Annotated in this window: 15 protein-coding genes and 2 pseudogenes; 10 read left to right on the forward strand and 7 right to left on the reverse strand. The window is 57.6% G+C overall.

Going from position 1 to position 20668, the window contains the following annotated elements; genetic code table 11:
* Positions 1-4: 4 nt before the first annotated feature.
* A complete protein-coding gene (gene pncA / locus AC0L7S_RS04695) occupies positions 5-604 on the reverse strand; it encodes a bifunctional nicotinamidase/pyrazinamidase (RefSeq protein WP_473473299.1) in 600 nt (199 codons plus the stop codon).
* A gap of 237 nt (positions 605-841) precedes the next feature.
* Here pncA and AC0L7S_RS04700 point away from each other — a divergent pair, with 237 nt between their 5' ends.
* The 6 genes from AC0L7S_RS04700 to AC0L7S_RS04725 are packed head-to-tail and all read left to right on the forward strand — an operon-like array spanning position 842 to position 7897.
* Complete coding sequence (locus AC0L7S_RS04700; RefSeq protein ID WP_473473300.1) at positions 842-1696, forward strand: FAD binding domain-containing protein; 855 nt, start codon at positions 842-844, stop codon at positions 1694-1696.
* Positions 1693-4446: a molybdopterin-dependent oxidoreductase gene (locus AC0L7S_RS04705; protein WP_473473301.1), complete on the forward strand. Its 2754-nt coding sequence runs from the start codon at positions 1693-1695 to the stop codon at positions 4444-4446. The genes AC0L7S_RS04700 and AC0L7S_RS04705 overlap by 4 nt, the downstream gene beginning before the upstream one ends.
* Positions 4443-5987 carry a 6-hydroxynicotinate reductase gene (locus AC0L7S_RS04710; RefSeq protein WP_473473302.1) on the forward strand — a complete coding sequence of 515 codons (1545 nt, stop codon included), beginning with the start codon at positions 4443-4445 and terminating at the stop codon, positions 5985-5987. Before AC0L7S_RS04705 ends, AC0L7S_RS04710 begins: the two co-directional genes overlap by 4 nt.
* On the forward strand, positions 5984-6865 hold the full coding sequence (locus tag AC0L7S_RS04715; RefSeq protein WP_473473303.1) for a UPF0280 family protein: 882 nt from the start codon (positions 5984-5986) through the stop codon (positions 6863-6865). The genes AC0L7S_RS04710 and AC0L7S_RS04715 overlap by 4 nt, the downstream gene beginning before the upstream one ends.
* Positions 6858-7442, forward strand: a complete 585-nt coding sequence (locus AC0L7S_RS04720; RefSeq protein WP_473473304.1) for an amino acid synthesis family protein — start codon at positions 6858-6860, stop codon at positions 7440-7442. Before AC0L7S_RS04715 ends, AC0L7S_RS04720 begins: the two co-directional genes overlap by 8 nt.
* Positions 7439-7897, forward strand: coding sequence for a MarR family winged helix-turn-helix transcriptional regulator (locus AC0L7S_RS04725; RefSeq protein ID WP_473473305.1), 459 nt, complete (start codon positions 7439-7441; stop codon positions 7895-7897). Before AC0L7S_RS04720 ends, AC0L7S_RS04725 begins: the two co-directional genes overlap by 4 nt.
* A gap of 216 nt (positions 7898-8113) precedes the next feature.
* Here AC0L7S_RS04725 and AC0L7S_RS04730 read toward each other — a convergent pair.
* Both AC0L7S_RS04730 and galE read right to left on the reverse strand, forming a co-directional pair.
* A pseudogene (locus AC0L7S_RS04730) lies at positions 8114-9363 on the reverse strand (D-amino acid dehydrogenase).
* A gap of 33 nt (positions 9364-9396) precedes the next feature.
* A complete protein-coding gene (gene galE / locus AC0L7S_RS04735; RefSeq protein ID WP_473473306.1) occupies positions 9397-10398 on the reverse strand; it encodes a UDP-glucose 4-epimerase GalE in 1002 nt (333 codons plus the stop codon).
* A gap of 296 nt (positions 10399-10694) precedes the next feature.
* Between galE and hemA the strand changes: the two genes are divergently transcribed.
* A complete protein-coding gene (gene hemA, locus AC0L7S_RS04740; protein WP_473473307.1) occupies positions 10695-11972 on the forward strand; it encodes a 5-aminolevulinate synthase in 1278 nt (425 codons plus the stop codon).
* Positions 11973-12130: 158 nt separating this feature from the next.
* Here the strand turns inward: hemA and AC0L7S_RS04745 are convergent, their stop codons facing one another.
* Both AC0L7S_RS04745 and mscL read right to left on the reverse strand, forming a co-directional pair.
* On the reverse strand, positions 12131-13300 hold the full coding sequence (locus tag AC0L7S_RS04745) for a pyridoxal phosphate-dependent aminotransferase (protein ID WP_473473308.1): 1170 nt from the start codon (positions 13298-13300) through the stop codon (positions 12131-12133).
* Positions 13301-13418: 118 nt separating this feature from the next.
* The gene (gene mscL, locus AC0L7S_RS04750) at positions 13419-13841 is read right to left on the reverse strand and encodes a large conductance mechanosensitive channel protein MscL (RefSeq protein ID WP_473473309.1); all 423 of its coding nucleotides are present in this window, start codon (positions 13839-13841) and stop codon (positions 13419-13421) included.
* Between the two features lie 275 nt (positions 13842-14116).
* Between mscL and AC0L7S_RS04755 the strand changes: the two genes are divergently transcribed.
* Positions 14117-17611 carry a hybrid sensor histidine kinase/response regulator gene (locus AC0L7S_RS04755; RefSeq protein WP_473473310.1) on the forward strand — a complete coding sequence of 1165 codons (3495 nt, stop codon included), beginning with the start codon at positions 14117-14119 and terminating at the stop codon, positions 17609-17611.
* A 58-nt stretch (positions 17612-17669) separates the two neighbouring features.
* Here the strand turns inward: AC0L7S_RS04755 and AC0L7S_RS04760 are convergent, their stop codons facing one another.
* The gene (locus AC0L7S_RS04760) at positions 17670-18326 is read right to left on the reverse strand and encodes a response regulator transcription factor (protein WP_473473311.1); all 657 of its coding nucleotides are present in this window, start codon (positions 18324-18326) and stop codon (positions 17670-17672) included.
* Positions 18327-18592: 266 nt separating this feature from the next.
* Positions 18593-19030, reverse strand: coding sequence for a hypothetical protein (locus tag AC0L7S_RS04765; protein WP_473474181.1), 438 nt, complete (start codon positions 19028-19030; stop codon positions 18593-18595).
* Between the two features lie 132 nt (positions 19031-19162).
* On the opposite strand from AC0L7S_RS04765, the gene AC0L7S_RS04770 reads away from it, so the two are divergent.
* Positions 19163-19513 carry a DUF952 domain-containing protein gene (locus tag AC0L7S_RS04770; RefSeq protein ID WP_473473312.1) on the forward strand — a complete coding sequence of 117 codons (351 nt, stop codon included), beginning with the start codon at positions 19163-19165 and terminating at the stop codon, positions 19511-19513.
* Positions 19510-20585 (forward strand): annotated as a pseudogene (locus AC0L7S_RS04775) (quinone-dependent dihydroorotate dehydrogenase). The gene AC0L7S_RS04770 and the pseudogene AC0L7S_RS04775 overlap by 4 nt, the downstream one beginning before the upstream one ends.
* Positions 20586-20668 lie beyond the last annotated feature (83 nt).

A 20668-nucleotide genomic window follows, 5' to 3' on the forward strand; every position in this document is an offset into this window, starting at 1 on the left:
AAAATCACACCAGGACAACGCCTGCATCGCGCATGCGAGCCAGCATCGTCTCGACTGATCCGTTCAGATCAATACCACGACAAGCGTCAAGCCGCACAGTGACCGAAAAGTCTTGCTTGACGGCATCAAGCGCAGAATATGCAACGCAGTAATCCAGCGCCAGCCCGGCCAAGGTGATCGTGTGGATACCGCGCTCGCGAAGATAACCGGAAAGCCCCGTCGGCGTGGTGTGGTCGTTTTCAAAGAAGGCCGAATAGCTGTCGATTTCCGGTCTAAAGCCTTTGCGGATCACCAGTTCGGCGCTCGTCCAAGCCAATTTTGAATGAAAATCCGCACCCGGGCCTGCCTGAATGCAGTGATCCGGCCACAGCGTCTGTTCGCCATAGGCCATGTTCACCGTCTCGAAGGGTGTTTTGCCCGGATGGCTGGAGGCAAAGCTTGAATGGCCAGCAGGATGCCAATCCTGTGTCATCACGACATGGTTTGCACTGGCGATCATCTCATTGAGCAGTGGCACGATTTCATCGCCGTCAGCCACCGCCAGCGCACCACCGGGGCAAAAATCATTTTGCACATCAATGACGATCAGCGCGTCTTCGGCCATGTAAAACCCTCGCAAAGCTGTTGCGGCACCGCTGGAGCGGGTGATCGTCGTAACATGACCAGAAGGGCGGCTGCGTCAACCATGAACCGCGCCGCTGCCGATTCGATGTGTGGAAAATGCCGATTATCAAACGCTGCTTTGACAAACATCGCCTTCTTGATATCATTTGCATACGAACGACTTTGACCGGCATCGAAGCTGGCCGGGCTGGTAGAAAAGTCTTTGGGAAATCAACGCGTGACCCGCTACGCCAAACCCACACAGATCGACGAGGCACTGGCCTTGCTTGGCGAGGGTTCATGGCGGCTTCTGGCTGGCGGTACGGATTTCTATCCAACCCTCGGCGCGGCCCCTCTCAGGGAAAATGTCCTCGATCTCAACGGGCTTGGTGCCTTGCGAAGCATCATCGAGACGAACAGCCATTGGATCATCGGTGCCCGTGCCACCTGGGCAGACATTGAACATCATGAATTGCCGGACAGTTTCAATGCGCTGAAGGAAGCTGCGCGCGAAGTGGGTTCCAGACAGATCCAGAATGTCGCGACCATCGCGGGCAACCTTTGCAACGCCTCACCGGCCGCAGACGGTGTTCCGGCCCTGCTTGTCCTCGACGCGGAAGTGGAAATCAGGTCGGCAAAAGCAACACGCCAGTTACCGCTCGGCGAGTTCATCCTCGGTAATCGTCGTACTGCATTGCAGGCCGGTGAGATGATGAGCGCCATTCATATTCCAAAATCGTCAACCGCGGGGCGCTCGGCTTTCACCAAGCTTGGCAGCCGCCGCTATCTCGTTATTTCCATAGCGATGGCGGCGGCACGCCTCGTCATCGTAAACGGGATTGTTGAAGAAGCCGCCATATCGGTCGGTTCGTGTTCGGCGGTCGTAGTGCGCCTGCCCGGCGTCGAAAGGGCGCTCAAGGGATGCAAAGCCGACAGGTCGATGACCGACGCTGTGGCGTCAGCGAAGATCGAGGAACTGGCACCGATTGACGATGTGCGTGCCAGTGCTGGCTATCGGCTCAAAGCCGCCCGTGAAATCATCGGGCGTGCCGTAATGGCTGCCGCGGCTAATCGCGAGGAGACGGTGACATGAGCATCGCGCGCCGCACCGTCGCCTTCAACGTCAATGGTGGCGCTGTATCGGTCGAGGTTTCCCCAGTGCACCGCCTTTCCGCGGTCCTGCGCGACGAATTGCACCTGACCGGCACCAAGGTCGGTTGCGATGCTGGGGATTGCGGTGCCTGCACCGTGCTTGTCGATGGCAATCCAGTCTGTGCCTGTCTGATGGCGGTCGCTTCTGTTGAAGGCACAGAAATAACGACCGTCGAGGGTCTCGCCAATGGTGCGCTAAGTGCATTGCAAGCGTCCTTTCTCGAACATGGTGCGGCCCAGTGCGGCATCTGTACGCCCGGCTTCCTGATCGCGGCGGCGGCACTTCTGGAGCGGGTGGCACAGCCGAACGAGCAGGAGGTGCGCGACGCATTGGGCGGCGTGCTTTGCCGCTGCACTGGCTATCGCAAGATCATTGACGCGGTGATGAGCGCAACGCGGCACGATGGGGCGCTCGACAAGCGCGCTCCTGAAAAGGGGCACGCCGTCGGCGCTTCACCGGTCCGGCTGGATGGCGAGCCGAAAGTGACGGGTGCGGAACTGTTCGGCGGCGACAGTTTCCCGCACGATGCGCTGTCCGTCATGGTTGTTCGTTCTCCCTATCATCATGCCGGTTTCAGCTTTGGAAATCTCGCTGAATGGACGGGCGCGCATTCCGGTATCGTCAACATTTTCACGGCCGCAGACATTCCGGGCGAAAATTGCTTCGGCGTGATCCCGCCTTTCGCCGACCAGCCGGCGCTGGCACAGGATTTCGCGCGTTTTCGGGGTGAGGCCGTTGCCTTGATCGCGGGCGAGCGCGAGGCAATTGCGGATCTCGATCTCAAGGATTTTCCGATAGAGTGGAAGGAGCTTGCGCATATCCTGCATGTTGATGAGGCGCGCAAGGAAGGGGCACCGCTCATTCATGACGGACGACTGGCAAATCTGCTCGTCAAAGGATTCGTCGAACAGGGAAACCCTGAAAGCGGTCTTGCCGGGGCAGCTTTCACGGCGACCGGGACAATCGAAACATCTTATGTCGAGCATGCTTATATCGAACCGGAAGCCGGCTATGCCTATATGGATGGCGATACGCTCGTCGTCGTGGCCTGCACGCAAGCGCCCTATATGGACCGCGCTGACACCGCCAAAATTCTCGGACTTGCACCGCAGAAAGTGCGCATCGTGCCGACTGCTGCGGGAGGCGGTTTCGGATCGAAGCTCGACATCTCCTTGCAGCCGCTTGTCGGGCTGGTGGCGCTGAAGACCGGGCGGCCTGCGACACTGGCCTATACCCGCAATGAATCGATGATTTCGACAACCAAACGCCACCCTGCCCGGATGCGCGGCCATATCGGAACGGACGCAAGCGGCAAGATATGCGGCATGGTTTTCGAAGGCGACTTCAACACCGGGGCTTATTCAAGCTGGGGGCCGACGGTTGCCAACCGCGTGCCGGTTCATGCTTGCGGTCCCTATGTGACGCCAAACTATCGGGCTGAGGGGCGCGCCATTCACACCAACGGGCCAATTTCGGGCGCGTTTCGCGGGTTCGGCGTTCCGCAAGCGACGCTCATGCAGGAAACGCTCTATGATGAGCTTGCATTGAAGCTTGGCGTTGACCGGCTGGATTTTCGCCTGATGAACTGTTTGCGCGACGGCTCCAAAACCACCACCGGCCAGATTCTGGTCTCAGGTGTGGGCATCGCGCAATGTCTTGAAGCACTACAACCGCACTGGACACGGGCACTGGCCGATGCAGCCTCATTCAATGCGGCAAACAAAACCGTGCAACGCGGCGTCGGCATAGCGTCATGCTGGTATGGTTGCGGCAATACATCCTTGCCAAACCCGTCCACCATCAAGGTTGGAATTTCACCCGAAGGCCGCGTAATCCTGCATCAGGGTGCGGTCGATATCGGGCAAGGTTCCAATACGGTCATTGCCCAGATTTGCGCCGACGCGCTCGGCCTGCCGCTGGCGGCATTCGTGCTGAAAAGTGCGGATACCGCAATCTCACCAGATGCGGGAAAAACCTCGGCATCGCGCCAGACTTACGTGTCCGGTAAAGCCGCAGAAATGGCGGGACGCGCCTTGCGTGACAAGCTCCTGCGTTTTGCCAATGTTTCCAGCGATGCCGCCCTGGAATTCGAGGGTGGTGCTCTCATCCTTCGTGAGGGCGATGCCGTCAGGCGTGTCGATCTTGGAACGCTTGCATGCGACGCCGATGACCTGGTTTTCGTTGCGCAAGAAACCTACGATCCGCCAACGACGCCTCTCGATGCCAAGGGACAAGGCAAGCCTTACGCCGTCTATGGCTATGGCGCGCAAATTGCCGAGCTTGAGGTCGATCTGAAACTCGGCACTGTCAAGCTTGTCAAGATTACCGCCGCGCATGATGTCGGCAAGGCGATCAACCCTTTATTAGCGCAAGGCCAGATCGAAGGCGGGATTGCGCAGGGAATTGGTATGGCGCTGATGGAGGAATATATACCCGGCCGCACTGAAAACCTGCATGATTACCTGATCCCGACGATAGGCGATGTGCCGCCCATCGAGACCATCTTGATAGAAGTGCCCGACCCGGAAGGGCCGTTCGGAGCCAAGGGATTGGGTGAGCATGTTTTGATCCCGACCGCGCCGGCGATCCTCAATGCCATCCGTCATGCGACAGGCGTTCTGGTGACGAAGGTTCCCGCCACGCCATCGCGTATCCTTGAAGCAATAGACGCGAAGGCGGCACTCCAATGAGCGAGCTTTCCGAGCGTTTCGAAACCCATGATAGAGGCGAAAAACAGGTCGAGGAAAAGATACGCTGCGATGCCTGTCCGGTGATGTGCTACATCGCCGAGGGCCGCACCGGTGCCTGCGACCGCTATGGCAATAGCGGCGGGCATATCGTGCGCATGGACCCGTTGACCATTCTCGATCATGCTTTGGAAACAGGCGACCCTGTCGTGCCATTTCTGGCCGAGGGCGAGGCCTGGGATGGTGAGTTGCTCAATAATGGCCAGCGCTTCGTCACGGCCATTGGTGCGGGCACAACCTATCCCGACTACAAACCCGCACCTTTTATCGTCAGTCAGGATGTCGAAGGCGTCGATCTCGTCACTGTCGTGACCGAAGGCATTTTCTCCTATTGCGGTGTCAAGGTGAAGATCGACACCGACCGCCATCTCGGCCCGGAAACCGCGACGGTCAGGGCCGGGGGCGAGGCCATCGGCCATGTCACGACAGGGGAATATGGCTCCCAGATGCTGTCATTGGGCGGCGTCCACCACCTTACCGGAGGTTTAAAAGCGGAAGGGCGCGCGACCTGTGACGCGATGCTTCATTTGTGCAACCGCAAGCCGGTGGAACTGGCAATCGACGGCGGTGCGAACATCGTTGTCGAGGCTGGCAAGGCACCGGTGATCGACGGCAAGGCCGAAGTTCGCATGCGCGTCGGATGCGGTTCAGCCACCATCGGCATGTTCGCCACGCAATGGCGCGGGCTGGTCGATGAAGTTGTCGTGGTCGACGACCACATCACCGGCGTCGTTTCCGAACATCAGGCTGGCAAAGTTCTCGGTTGGGAAGATACCGGCATCAAGATCGTTGGCCGTCGCTCAACGCCAGGCCGCTATTTCAAGGTTTCGGAACCCGGCCTTGGCTGGGGTGGCACGACAATATCGGACCCGCTTTCGATCCTTGGTGACTGGAACGCCAAAAAGGGCGCGAAGCCCGGCCTTTCGATGCTGATGGTCTCAACCACCGGCGAACAGTTTGCCTATTATGAACTTGATGACGAATTGAACCCGGTCGAGAAGCCGTTTCCGCAACGACTTCGCAAATCTGTCGAACTGATCGAGGACAATTGCGAACCGGCGCTGTGCACCGTGTTGTTTGTTGGCGGCGCGGGTGGTTCGCTGCGCGCAGGCGTCACGGAAAACCCGGTCAATCTGACCCGTTCGGTCCAGGACTTGCAGACCTATGTGACAGTTGGTGGCGCGCCCGTCTATGTCTGGCCCGGTGGCGGCATCACGCTGATGGTCGATGTGATGCGCGTGCCGGAAAACGCCTTCGGTTATGTCCCCACACCGGCACTAGTGGCACCTATCGAATTCACCATGCGGCGTGACGCTTATGTCCGCCTTGGCGGCTATGAGAAGGAAATCCGCAGCGTCGAAGATATCATCGCGCAGGGTGGCGAATATCTCAATGCGCGGCGAGGAACGCCAGCCCAGGCAGACAATCCGTGGCCACCGCGGGCGCAGCTGAGGCGCGCCGTTGATAGCGGTACGAAACAATGAATGGGCCGCAAGCCCATTGGCTGCAAGATGGCCGGCGGCTTCATCTCAATCACGGGCCGATTGACCTAATCATTGAGGCATTCGGCGAGGCAGGCGAAGTCCGCGCCGCATATCGGCAAGCCAGTGCGCGCTTTCAAACCATCCTCACCGAGCTTGTCGATGAATTGCCCGAACTGCGGCGACCCGCAAAGGCCGCCAGCCGTGCATTCACTGGTGCAACGGCACGGCGCATGGAGGCCGCGGTCGTGCCCCTGTCGCAGTCCTTCATCACGCCGATGGCTGCGGTGGCCGGTTCGGTTGCCGATGAAATCCTTGCCGCTTTGCTTCATGGACGCGCGCTTGAGCGTGCCTATGTCAATAATGGCGGCGACAGCGCGATCCACCTTGCAGATGGACATATCATGAAGCTTGCAATCGCGGGCACCGGCCACGGCGTGAGCGACCGCATATGTATTTCCGCCAAAGACGGCATTGGCGGCATTGCCACCAGCGGCTGGCGCGGGCGTTCCTTTTCACTGGGAATTGCCGATGCGGTGACGGTATTGGCGCCAATGAGCGCCCAAGCCGATGCTGCTGCTACGGTGATTGCCAACGCCGTTGACCTGCCCGGCAATCGCGCCATTAAGCGCTTACCGGCGGCTGAGATTGCGCCAGACAGCGATCTTGGCGCGCGATTGGTCACCACCGATGTCGGCCCCCTGACGGACCTCGAAATCGAGACGGCGCTTTCACATGGGCTTCACATGGCCGAAGAATTTCGGCGGGGCGGCCTAATCAAGGCAGCCGCTTTGTTTCTCTGCGGTGCCACACATATTTGTGGAACGCTTACGCGCCCGTCGCTTATACAAAGCCAATGCAAGGAAGCAGCAAATGCCTGATTTTCCCATCCGCAAGATTGCGATCCTGAGTGAGGATATCTTTCACGAGGGCGGCCCGGCGGCACAACAACCCCGGCGCAGGGCAGCAGCTTTGGCAATCGTTGGCAATCCATTTGCGGGCCGTTACGTGGAAGAGCTGCAATCGGCCATGGATGATCTGAAGCCACTCGGGCTATTGCTCACCGACCGGCTTGTCGGTGCACTTGGCGGCGATGCCAAAGTCATCGACGGCTATGGCAAGGGTGCGATTGTCGGCACAGCCGGCGAGATCGAGCACGGAGCGCTGTGGCATGTACCGGGGGGCTATGCCATGCGCGCGCGGTTGGGCGAAGCCAAGGCCATTGTGCCATCTGCAATAAAAGTCGGCGCGTTCGGTTCCCGGCTGGATGTGCCGCTTGGCCATATCAATGCCGCCTATGTGCGCAGCCATTTCGATGCATTCGAGGTTGGTATTGCCGATGGCCCGAAGCCAGACGAAATCCTGTTTTGCATCGCCATGAGTTGCGGCCCGCGTATCCACAGCCGCATGGGCGGGCTGGAGGCATGGGACATCAAGGTCGGGGATGGCCAGAGATGACCGGGGAGGACAATCTCCTGAAGCTCGTCGATGCCGATGAACCAGATGAAGCCTATGAGGTGCAAGAGCAGGTCGGCTTCATCCTGCGCAGGGCGAACCAGCGCCATCTGTCTATCTTCGCCACTCACATCAGCGACCTGACGCCGCCTCAATTTGCGGCGATGGCCAAGCTTCATGATGTCGGTTCGACCTCGCAAAACCAACTCGGCGTGTTGATCGCAATGGACTCGGCTACCGTGAAAGGGGTTATCGACAGGCTCAAAGCCCGTGGTCTTGTCGAGGTCGAAAAACACGAAGCCGACAAGAGACGCCTGATGGTGCAATTGACGGCGCAAGGAATTGCCGTGGTCGAGCGCCTTATTCCTCTGGCGCAACAGATCACCAAAGACACGCTTGCCCCGCTTACCACCCGCGAGGCTGGCACGCTGATGAAGCTCCTCGCCAAGATCGCCTAGAGTCCGCTGCGTATCAGCACCGATATTGCGCAACAAGCACTATCAATGACGGTTGGCCAATCTCCCCACCTGAGGGGGAGATGTCACTCCTTGACCGACTTGGCAGGACAGAGGGGGAGGCGGTTCAGCTTTGGGTGGGACCACTGAGCTGCTACAAATATTTGTTTCTAAACAATATTTGGCGGAAAATCTCTGCACGCTTTTCCTCGAATTGCGCTAATGCGCGTAGACCAAGCCTTGCGGATCAATCTCGGGCTTGCGGCCTGCCACGAGATCGGCAAGGAATTTGCCCGACCCGCAGGCCATCGTCCAGCCGACATGGCCGTGGCCCGTATCGAGATAGAGATTGGCGTAGCGCGCCTTTCCGATAACCGGCACGGAGTTCGGCATCATCGGTCGCAACCCGGCCCAAAGTTCAGCCTTCTTCTGGTCGAAAGCGCCGGGGAAAAGCTCGTTCGCCGTTTTGAACATGGGAGCGAAATCCTGCGGGCGATGGGTGCGATCAAAGCCGGTAAATTCAGCGGTACATGAAAGCCGCAAGCGGTTGCCGAGCCGCGAATAGCCGACCAGGCGATCTTCATCCGCGCCGCCCATCGTCGGGCCTTTGTTCTCATCCTCAAGCTGGATCGTCGCGGCGTAACCCTTGACCGGATAGACCGGAAGGTCGATGTCGTAACGACGGCCAAGCAAACCACTTTCCGGCCCCATCGCGATCACCACGGCGTCACCATGTATCGGACCGGCAGAAGTCATGACCGAGGCTACCCTGTCACCCTCGATATTGAGCCCTTCAACCTTGGTGTTGAAGAGAAACCGAACACCGAGCCGCTGCGTCGCATAAGCTGCCAGCTTGCCGACAAACTGTCTTGAATCTCCGGTCTGGTCGTTTGGCGAATAGATGCCACCGGCAATCAAGTCTTTCGCCGCTGTCAGTCCGTGTTCGATCTCGACCAGCCGGTTGCGGTCGACGACCTCGATAGGCAGGCCGTGCCTGGCCAGATATTGGTAATTGCCGACGCTGTAATCGAGGTTCTGCTGCGAGCGGAAGAAATAGAGAATGCCTTTCTTGCGCTCGTCATAAGCAATGTCAGCGTCCTGCGAGATGGCATTGATGCAGTCGCGCGAATACAGGGCCAGCCGCAGCTTGATATCCGTATTGGCGCGAAGTCTTTTTGGGTACATTGGCGCAGGAAACGCAAACTCCACGCCAGAAAGTAAGGGTCGATCCCCGGGCGGACTTTTATCCCCAGGTCATGATTGAATATTCCCCGCACAAATGTCTTGAGCGCAGCGGGTGACGCCCATGCTATTGCGTCTCCGGGCGACACCAATCCGGCGTTGCAATAGCTGGTACCCATCGCGGCATTCGGATGGCGTTCGATGACCGTCACTTCGTGACCATCCTGGCTAAGATAATAGGCAGCAGCCGTGCCAACGACGCCCGCGCCCAGAACAAGTATTTTCATTGCTGCCTCTTTTGAGCCGACACCAGATAGAGGCTACGCCCTACCGCGGGTCGAATTCTTCATATTCAAAATGCGTTCCCATTCAAGCGCGTCAGCCACTATTCCATCCAGATCGTCATGTTTGGGCACCCAGCCGAATTCGCTTTTCGCAATATCTGAATTGGCAACAACTGCCGTTGCATCGCCCAAACGCCGTTCTGTCAGCTTCACATCAAAATCATGCCCTACTGCGCGGCGCACGCTGTCGATGACCTGTAGCACCGAATAGCCATGACTGTAGCCGCAATTGGCGACAAGGCTTTGACCGCCGGAACGCAACCGCTGCAATGCGAGCCGATGCGCCGCTACCAGATCGCTGACATGGATATAATCGCGGATACATGTGCCGTCCGGGGTCGGATAATCGCACCCGAAAACCTGCATCGAGGCGCGCTTGCCAAGCGCGGTTTCGCAGGCAACCTTGATGAGATGAGTCGCACCCGGCGTCGATTGACCGGTGCGGCCTTTCGGATCGGCTCCCGCGACATTGAAATAACGCAAGGCGGTATAGCGAAGATCATGGGCGTTGGCTGCGTCGCGCAGCATCCATTCGCTCATCAGCTTGGAAAGACCATAGGGAGATTCTGGAGCAAGCGGCGCATCTTCGCGCACCGGTTCCAGCCCCGTGCCGCCATACACTGCGGCTGTCGAAGAGAAGATAAAGTTCTTCACACCCGATTGGACGGCTGTTTCGATCAGCGTTCGCGTCTTGCAAGTGTTGTTCTCATAATAAGCAAGCGGATCTGCTACCGATTCCGGCACGACAATCGACCCGGCGAAATGGATGATGGCATCGATATCGTTGTCGCGAATCAGCGCGCCGATCAACTCCTTGTCGGCAATGTCGGCGCGCACCAACCGGGCTTCCGGCGCTACGGCCCATTCAAAGCCGGTCGAAAGCCGATCGACCACGATTACCCTTTCACCGGCATCCAGCAATTCCCAAACCATGTGACTGCCGATATATCCGGCACCGCCTGTTACCAAAACCGCCATTAGACCTCACCTGTCATTTCATTGTCCAAAGCTGGTCATTGCCCCAACCTTCATTGTCTCGGGCTGGCGAGCGCTTGCGCCCAGACCCATACAATGACGCCCAATCTTTAAGAAGGCATGGTGCCCGGTTTTCTCTTCTCGGAGGCGGTCTGGACCTGAAGCACTCAAACCTCTATTAATGACGTGTCCGTTCCCTGTCGTTTCATGTTCGTCGGGCGTGGCATTTTGACCAACATGCGTCGATGGACGCAGGGCGTGGTCGTGATTATTATCGGCCCGCAAATTGGGAATGCGACATGAACTATCAGAAGTTCTTCGAAGAAGCGATCGACCAGCTTCATGCAGAACGACGTTACCGCGTCTTTGCCGACCTTGAGCGAATCGCGGGCAAATTTCCGCGCGCGTTGTGGCGCACCAATGGCGCAACCCAGGAAATCACCGTCTGGTGTTCCAATGATTATCTCGGCATGGGGCAGAACCCGGACGTGATCCGGGCCTTCCAGAATGCCGGTGGCCAGATGGGTTCGGGAGCAGGTGGCACCCGCAATATCTCCGGCACCAGCAGCCCACTCGTTGATCTTGAGCTGGAACTGGCCGATCTTCATGGCAAGGAAGCTGGTCTGGTCTTCACCTCGGGTTTCGTGTCGAACGAAGCATCGATTTCCACCATCGCGCGCCTGCTTCCCAATTGCCTGATCCTTTCCGACGAGTTGAACCATGCCTCGATGATCGAGGGCGTGCGGCGCTCGTCAGCCGAGAAAAAGATATTTCGACACAATGATGTGGCGCATCTCGAAAGCCTGTTGCAGGCCGCCGGGCGTGAGCGCGCCAAGCTGATCGTGTTCGAGAGCGTCTATTCGATGGACGGCGACATTGCGCCTGTTGAGGCTATTGTCGAGCTTGCGGAAAAATACAACGCCATGACCTATATCGACGAGGTTCACGCGGTGGGCATGTATGGCCCGCGCGGTGGTGGCATTACCGAACGCGAGGGCCTCGCCGGACGCATTGACGTCATCGAGGGCACGCTTGCCAAGGCATTTGGCACTTTGGGTGGCTACATCACCGGCACGTCTGCCGTGATCGACGCCGTGCGCTCCTATGCGCCAGGTTTCATCTTCACGACGGCGCTGCCGCCAGCGATCGCGGCTGCGGCGGTAACATCGATCCGTCACCTCAAGGTGTCGCAGGTCGAGCGTGACGCACAACAACGACAGGCCACGCGAACCAAGCATATCCTCTCAAGCGCCGGTCTGCCGGTGATGGATTCGGCGACACATATCGTGCCGATTCTGGTTGGCGATCCGGAACTGTGCAAGATGGCAACCGACCGCCTGCTCGGCGTCCACGGGATCTATATTCAACCGATCAACTATCCCACCGTGCCGCGTGGCACGGAGCGGCTTCGCATCACGCCAACCCCTTACCATTCGGATCAGTTGATTGTGGAATTGCAGGGCGCGCTTGTCGAGACATGGGATGCGCTGGGCATTCCTTACGGGACAGAAAATCGTCCGGCGGTTGCCCAGAGTGATCGTATCATTCCGCTGCTGGTACCTAAATCTGGCGGATGAAGAACGGCACTCGTTTTTTCGAACGCGTTTACCCCTGACTTTTGAGCTCCCGGGACTTTGAACGGAAAATCGGGGGCCACTTTTTCTGGAATTGCCCGGACTACTTGTTTTGCGCAACTCCGGACGGAAAACCGGGAACCACTTTTCCTGGAGTTGCTTTATCGCGAATTGGCGATCCAGCGGGCCAGCCTGTGTGCGGCTTCCTCGACCTGATCGAGGCGGCGATGAAAACACAGACGAAAGAACGGGTCCCATCCCTCACCGAAAGCCGTGCCCGGCGCCAAGCCGACATTTGCCTGATCGACAATATCGAAAACAGCCGTTCGCGAGCGCTCAATGCCATCAATTGTAAAGAACAGATAAAATGCGCCTTGCGGCACGATAAACCGGGCACGCCCGGTGTCCGCCAGAATGGAGCAAACGAGATCGCGGGCGCGGTGAGCCCGTTCCACCTGTTCAGCTATGAAACCGTCGCCCTCGTCCAGCGCGGCAACGCCACCGCGTTGCATGAACTGCGCGACGCCCGAGGTCGAATACTGGATCAGGTTCTCAAACACCTGTTGCAAGGATGGATGGACCCTGATCCATCCGATCCGCCAACCGGTCATCGCCCAGTTCTTTGAAAAACTGTTGACGTAAAGAATGCGATCCTCATCGCTCGCCACGTCCAGAAATGACGGTGCGCGGTTGCCAGCGAAATGGAACAGGGCGTAAATCTCGTCAGCAATGATCCACAGCCCTTTTTGGCGGGCAAGATCGAGGATGGATTGCAATGTTTGCGTGTCAGCCGTCCAGCCTGTCGGATTCGACGGCGTGTTGACAAAGATGGCGCGCGTGGCTGGCGTTATCGCGGCGGCAATGCGGTCCACGTCGCATGTCCAGCCATTGTCGGTATTGTCGAGTTTGACGGGAATGGCGCGCGCCCCGCCAATTTCGGCGGCAGCGGCAAAATTGGGCCAAGCCGGGGTCAGGTAGATGACCTCATCTCCCTTGCCCGCGACGGCATCGAGGGCAAGTTGAATGGAGTGCATGCCCGAACCGGTGACGATGAATTCTTCTTCAGCGAATGTTTTGCTGAAATGTCGTTGATAGTAGCGGGCGAGCGCCTGCCTCAGTTCGGGTATTCCCTTTTGCCATGTATAGAAGGTTTCGCCCGCAGAAAGTGCCTTGCTGGCCGCATCGGAAATAAATCCGGGCGTCGGCAAATCACCCTCGCCCGCCCATAACGGAATGAGCCCTTCCCGGTTACGACCGTGATTTACCACCGAGACGATGCCACTTTCGGGAGCAGCAAGTGCCTCATCGCGCAGATTATTGATGTGGTTCATGAAATTACTCGTCCCAAGCGATAAGCCGTTCACCTACTACTGCTCTTTCTCCGTTTCAGGAAACACAAAACCCCGACCTCAACCGGCCGGGGCTTTGGTCCGGAAATGTCAGCGGTCCCTATTTGCTTTTGAGCAAATCGCGGATCTCGGTGAGCAGGGCGACATCGGCTGGCGGTGGTGCGGCGGGTGCAGCCGGTTGTTCCTTCTCCATACGCTTGCGCATCTTGTTCACACTCCTGACCATGAGGAAGATAATCCATGCCAGGATGACGAAGTTCAGTGCCACGGTCAGGAAACTGCCATATGCCAGAACCGCGCCTTGCTCCTTGGCGGCGTCAAGTGTGGTCGCGGTTACCGCCGAGGACAGCCCGACGAAATAGTTGTTGAAGTCGAGGCCGCCGAAAATCGCGCCGATGATCGGCATGATGATGTCATTGACCAGCGAGTCGACGATCTTTCCAAAAGCCGCGCCGATGATGACACCGACGGCCAGGTCCATGACGTTGCCTTTGGAAACGAATTCCTGAAACTCTTTTAGCATGCGTCCCTCCATTGCATGGCAATCTCCACCTTTGATTGCTTTACCTTTATGAATAGACACCAACAAAACTGTTGGTTGCAAGGTGCATAATGCGAACCGCAAGGGTTCTCCAACGATGATGCGCGAATGAGGGTTTTCGGCATGGAATAAATGTCGGAGATTGCCATGCAGCGCGCGGCGGCAGACACTCCCAAGGTCGCGGTGGACAGGGCAATCAGGCTGTGGTTGCTTCTCAATATCGGTTCGAGCGCAATTGAGCGAAGGAATTTCAGGCTTTGCAGGGCTGGTTTATCGTCATCGTCGCCATTCTCTACGTGACGATGCTCTTTGCCGTCGCAAGCGTGGGCGACAGGCATGCGGCGCGGCGCGGCCCCATTGCGTCGCGGCCCTACATCTATTCTCTCAGCCTTGCCGTTTACTGCACCTCGTGGACATTTTTCGGATCGGTCGGGCTGGCATCCGAGCGTGGATTGGAATTCCTGACGATTTATGTCGGGCCAATCATGATGTTCATCTTCGGCTATCCGCTCCTCAAGCGCATCATCAAGCTTAGCAAGGCGGAGAAGATCACGTCGATCGCGGATTTTCTGGCGGCTCGCTACGGCAAGAGTTTCGCTGTCGCCTCAATTGCCACCATCATCGCCACAATCGGCATCATCCCCTATATCGCGCTGCAACTCAGGTCGATCGCCGGGTCGATCGGCTTGATGGTTTCGCTTTATTCGCCAGACGCCATGTCGAGTGACTTCGTGTATCGTGATGTTGCCTTTGTCGTGGCTTTTCTGCTGGCCATTTTTGCCGTGTTGTTTGGCACCCGACATGCCGATGCCACGGAACATCAGGACGGGCTGGTTCTGGCAATGGCGGTGGAATCCGTCATCAAACTCACGGCATTTCTTGCCGTGGGCGTCGCCATCAGCCTGTTCCTGTTCCATCACCCGGCCAGCCTGTTCGAAGCCATACAGGCCAATGAGATGGTTCAGGCCTCGATCAGCTATCGAACATCTCCAGCGACATGGGTCGTTTTGACAATGCTTGCCACCTTTGCCGTAATCATGTTGCCCCGGCAATTCTACATGACCATTGTGGAAAACCGCAGCGAGAAGGAATTGCGCACGGCAAGCTGGCTCTTCCCGCTTTATCTTGTCCTCATCAATATTTTTGTCATCGTTATCGCTTTTGCGGGGCTCACCGTTGTCGGCGGTGCGGCCAGCGCCGACCTCTACGTGCTGGCTGTTCCGCTCTTCAACGGGCGAGACTTCATTGCAATGATTGCTTTTGTCGGTGGCCTGTCGGCGGCAACCGCGATGGTCATTGTCGAGAGCGTCGCCCTTTCGATCATGATCTCCAACGATCTTGTCATACCGCTCGTTTTACGCAGGCTCTTGAAGCCAAATGCAGGAGAACATGAAGACTGGTCGAAAATCATCCTCGTCATCCGGCGCGCCGCAATTTTCTTCATTCTGTTCGCCGGGTTTCTCTACTACCTTGAAATGGCCAACAATGTTCGCCTCGTCGCATTTGGCCTGATCTCGTTTGCGGCAATCGCCCAATTCGCGCCTGCTTTCTTTGGCGGGCTGGTGTGGCGAGGGGCAAATGCACGCGGCGCAACGCTTGGCATGGCCGCCGGGATCGGGGTCTGGGCCTACACATTGTTCATCCCTTCACTACTCGCACCAGACATATCTTTTCTGGTAAACGGGCCTTTCGGCATCGCGGCCCTAAGACCACAGGCTTTGTTCGGCACCAGTGGCGAAGCGCTCAACCACGGCGTCTTGTGGAGCCTGGCGACAAATATCCTGTTTTACGTTCTTGGCTCGCTGTCACGCGCATCCAAACCGCGCGAACGCATTCAGGCGGCGATCTTCGTGCCGCGCGGGGCCGGCCAGATGCCCAGCCTGCGAAGGTTTCGCACAAGCGTAACTGTCAATGAAATGAAGGATACGATTTCACGCTATCTCGGCGTCGAGCGCACGGAACGCTCATTCCAGTCGTTCGAACAAAGCGAGGGACGAACCATGCATGGCCACTCGCCAGCCAGCATCGAGACCATTCGCTTCGGTGAACAATTGCTGGCGAGCGCGGTTGGCTCATCGTCTGCCCGGCTTATCCTCTCGCTGCTGGTTCAGCGTCATGACCGCTCGGCCAAGGATGCCTTTCGCCTGCTCGACGATGCCTCGGATGCATTGCAACAAAATCGCGACCTCCTGCAAATCGCGCTCGACCAGATGGAACAAGGCATCACCGTTTTCGACAAGGATCTGCGCCTGACCTGTTGGAACAGACAATATCGGCTCCTCTTCGAACTGCCAGACGAGATGGGGCAAGTCGGTGTTTCGCTCGGACAAATCCTCGCATTCCTGGCACATCGCGGTGATATAGAAGAAGCCGAGGAAGCAAGTTCGCTGGAACGGTTGACGAGCTTTGGAGAGGCCTGGCAACTGGAACTCAAGACCAGTGGCCGAACCATCGAGTTGCGCTCCAGCCCGATGCCGGACGGCGGCATTGTTGCCACATATGCCGACATTACCAGACGCGTGCATGCCGACCTGTCGCTCAAACGCGTGAACGAGACGCTCGAACAACGCGTTGTCAAACGAACGGCTGAACTCACACTCGTCAACGAGGAATTGGCGCAGGCACAGCACATCGCAGAAGAGGCCAATCTCAGCAAGACACGTTTTCTGGCGGCTGTCGGTCACGACATTTTGCAACCACTGAATGCAGCGCGACTTTATTGCTCATCCCTGATTGAAAAGACAGGATCAGGACCGACAGGCGAAGCAGCCGTCAAAATCGAATCGTCTCTTGAGTCGGTTGAAAATATTCTCGGCGCGGTTCTCGACATTTCGCGCCTTGATGCAGGGGCGATGAAACCGGATGAAACGACGTTCAGGCTGGACGGGTTGCTGCGCCAGATCGCGACCGACTTTCAGCCGATGGCATCTGAGAAGAACCTTGAACTGATCATCGTGCCTTCCTCGCTCAGCGTGAGAACCGGACGCAATCTCTTGCGCCGCCTCATCCAGAACCTTGTCTCCAATGCCATCAAATATACACGTCAAGGCCGGGTTCTAGTCGGCGTGCGGCGACGTGGCGAATTGGTCGAAATTCAGGTTTACGACACAGGGATAGGCATTGCCGGTGACAAATTGAACTCTGTTTTCCGTGAATTCACGCGCCTTGACGAAGGCACGAGAGAAGCTGAAGGGCTGGGGCTTGGCCTGTCCATCGTTGACCGCATTGCGCGCGTCCTGCGCCTTGAAATCCGAATATTCTCAAATCAGGGAAAAGGCACACGCTTCTCGGTCATTCTTCCGGCAAGCGAGACATTGCCCTGCGAGCCGGAAGCCGCCAGCAGCCCACCCATTCACGCTATCGCCAGCCTTGCGGGTCTCAACGTCTTGTGCATCGACAACGACATTCGCATCCTCGAAGGCATGCGTCTGCTGCTCGAAGGCTGGGGCTGCAACGTGCAGGCGTTTTCAGGTTCGCAGGCCTTCCACGCAGCGCAACAGGAACATCGCGCCCCCGATGTCATCCTCGCCGACTATCATCTCAATAAAGAAACCGGTCTCGATTTTATAGCTAGACTTCGAGACATTTATGGTGAGGCCACACCGGCCTTTCTGGTCACCGCCGACCGTTCCAGCGAGGTGCGCACTGAAGCGGAGGCGCTTGACGTCGCGGTCATCAACAAGCCGGTCAAACCAGCCGTCCTGCGCTCCATGATGGCCCGGATCAGGCCCCTGGCAAGCGTGGAACCGTGAAGGCCGCGTTCGACGGCGCAGATTTCGTGAAGCGCTTGGGCGGTTATGTTTCGAGAGGTTAACCCGCCGAAAGTGGCTCGCTGCCGATCTTCGACAGAAGAATGACGGCCTGGGTGCGGCTGTCTACGCCGAGTTTTTGCAAAATCGCCGACACATGCGCCTTGACCGTCGCTTCCGAAACGCTCAACTCGTAGGCGATCTGCTTGTTCAACAGCCCTTCTCCCAACATGCCCAGAACCCGGGTCTGTTGCGGCGTCAGCGTTTGCAGCCGCTTGATGAGGTCGGAAATTTCGGGATCACCCTCCACACCAAGATCCGTTCCCACCGGCGTGGCAATGCCACCGGCAAGCACCGTTTGCACCGAATCACGGATTTCGGCCATGCTGGCGGACTTGGAGATAAAGCCAGAGGCACCAAGTTCAAGGGCGCGCCGGATCGTTACCGTATCATCATGGGCTGAAACCACGACTATCGGCACTGAGGGATGGACGCCGCGCAACGATATCAGGCCGGAAAGGCCACTTGCTCCCGGCATTGCGAGATCGAGCAGCACGAGGTCGATCTCCTCGTTTGCAGATACCAGCGTCTTGGCGCTTTCAAAATCACCGGCCTCATGAATGGTGGAATTTCCTCCCATCCCGGCAATCGCTTCTTTCAACGCACCACGAAACAAAGGGTGATCGTCAGCGATGACGAAGGTGTAACCTGCCGACAATTAGCCCTCCCAATCCCTATTCTTGTCTTCTTTATTCTTTGCGGGATCACATTGCCAAGCTTAAAGGGTGAGACGCAACATTTTCAAGCCTTAACACCGCATGCGCGGGTTTGCCAACAGCATAAGGGTGCCATACGTCCAATCAGATGCACAAAGGACGCTCTACGATTTTTATTGAGCACCGGGGTTTTTACGGTAAGCGGCAACCACTTATAAATCCAATGCATTAGACCATTTGGACAGTCAGTTTCGGGCGCGGTGCGAACTCATGTTTTTTGAGGCACCATTTTGCCTGTATCACCCGCATCGTCTTTTTCCATGTCCTTGACGATGCCCATGAAGCTTCGCAAAAAGCGCTCCATATAGCCCATGGTCTTGTCGAACTCCTCGTCCGTCGGCAGTTTGGATTCCAAACGCGCCGTTAGCGACGTCTCCAGCTTGACCACACGCTCGTCGAGCGCCTTGACTGACGCATGGAGGCGGTCAACCTCATCCTGAAACGCTCCTCTCTCATCCGCGGCCATCTTGCAAACAAGTTGCCCCGACGTCTCATTGCACAGTGTCAACGCGCCGGTTTTCGTATCGAGGCGCACATAGCCTTCGGACGACTTCTCAAGCTGGTAACGGGCGGCTTCCTCGCCATGAACGGGAGTCGTGGCAAAAATGGCCAGCATGGCAGGCACCATAAAACCTTCCAGTCGCATCATATCCTCCATGTTCAATTTCACCGTCACCAACAGAGTAGGCAGCGTTTGCGCCGGAATTGGGGACACCCAAATTGGGGATGGAGCGCACGCACCCTTTCCTGCCCACCACATTTTGACTATAGCGCATCCATGCCACAGATTATCTACAAGATTGTACCGCAAGCCCTTTGGCGCGAAGCAGAGAAGCACAAGCGCTTCACCGGCGCCCCGGTCGACGTGTCGGATGGCTTCATCCATTTCTCGACGGCTGGGCAAGCCCGCGAAACAGCCGCGAAGCATTTCACCGGCCAGACAGAATTGCTGCTTGTCGCAATCGACAGCGGCAAACTTGGCCCCGACCTTCGCTTTGAACCTTCGCGCGGCGGGGCGCTCTTTCCCCATCTTTATGGAGCACTCGACCTGTCAAGCGTGCTTTGGGTTCATCCGCTCCCTGTTGGCGCGGACGGCGCGCATGTCTTTCCCGTGCTGGAGGGCGAATGAGCCCCCTGAACCGGCTTGCATCCAAGCTGCTTTTCCAATTTGACCCGGAGACCGCGCATGGTCTTTCCATCGCGGCTTTGCGTTGCGGACTGCCAAATGCGAGCACCATCGTAAATGACAGGCGTTTGCAAACAAATGTGTGCGGGCTGACATTTCCCAACCCGCTCGGCATGGCCGCCGGCTATGACAAAAACGCTGAGGTGCCGGACGCGCTGCTATCGCTCGGCTTCGGTTTTGCCGAGGTCGGCACGCTGACACCGCGACCTCAGGTCGGTAATCCGAAACCGCGCATTTTCCGCATAACCGGCGCTGAAGCCGTCATCAACAGGCTCGGCTTCAACAATGAGGGGCATGAGGCTGCACTAAAGCGTCTTGGCGCGCGCCGGAACCGCAAAGGCATTGTCGGCGTCAATATCGGGGCCAACAAGGACAGCACTGATCGCATTGGAGATTATGAAATCGGCGTCGCTCGGTTTGCGCCGCTTGCATCCTATCTTACGGTCAATATTTCCTCGCCCAACACGCCCGGCCTGCGCAACATGCAGGCGCGTGAGGAGCTTTGCGAACTGCTCTCAAGGGTCAAGACTGCACGTTCGGATGCTTCGGCCCAGCCGCCGATTTTCCTGAAGATCGCACCGGACCTTGTCGAAGCCGAACTTGAAGACATCGCCGCCGAGATCTCGGACAAGGCAATCGATGGGGTCATCGTCTCCAACACCACCATTGCAAGGCCGAACCTCAAAGATACACGGTTTCGCGGCGAGGCGGGCGGGCTGTCGGGAACTCCCTGTTTGAGCGTTCCACCATCGTTCTTGCCAAAATGCGCAAATTGCTCGGTCCGAAATGCGCGCTCATCGGCGTCGGCGGGATAAACTCCACGGACACTGCGCTTGAGAAAATCCGCGCCGGAGCCGACCTTGTCCAGCTCTATACCGGCATGATTTATGCTGGCCCTTCGCTGCCCAGCCGCATCGTCGCCGGCATGCTCCAGCATATCGAGCGCGAAGGGGTTAGCTCAATTGGCGAAATTCGCGACACCCAGCTTGAACATTGGGCGAGCAAACCACTTTAGAGCAATTGCGGACGGAAAACCGGTCCCCACTTTTCCTGCAATTGAGACCGCAAACGGTCTTCTTGGCCTCTCGCAATTGCGGA

The sequence above is a fragment of the Mesorhizobium sp. G2-6-1 genome (genome assembly GCF_055809095.1).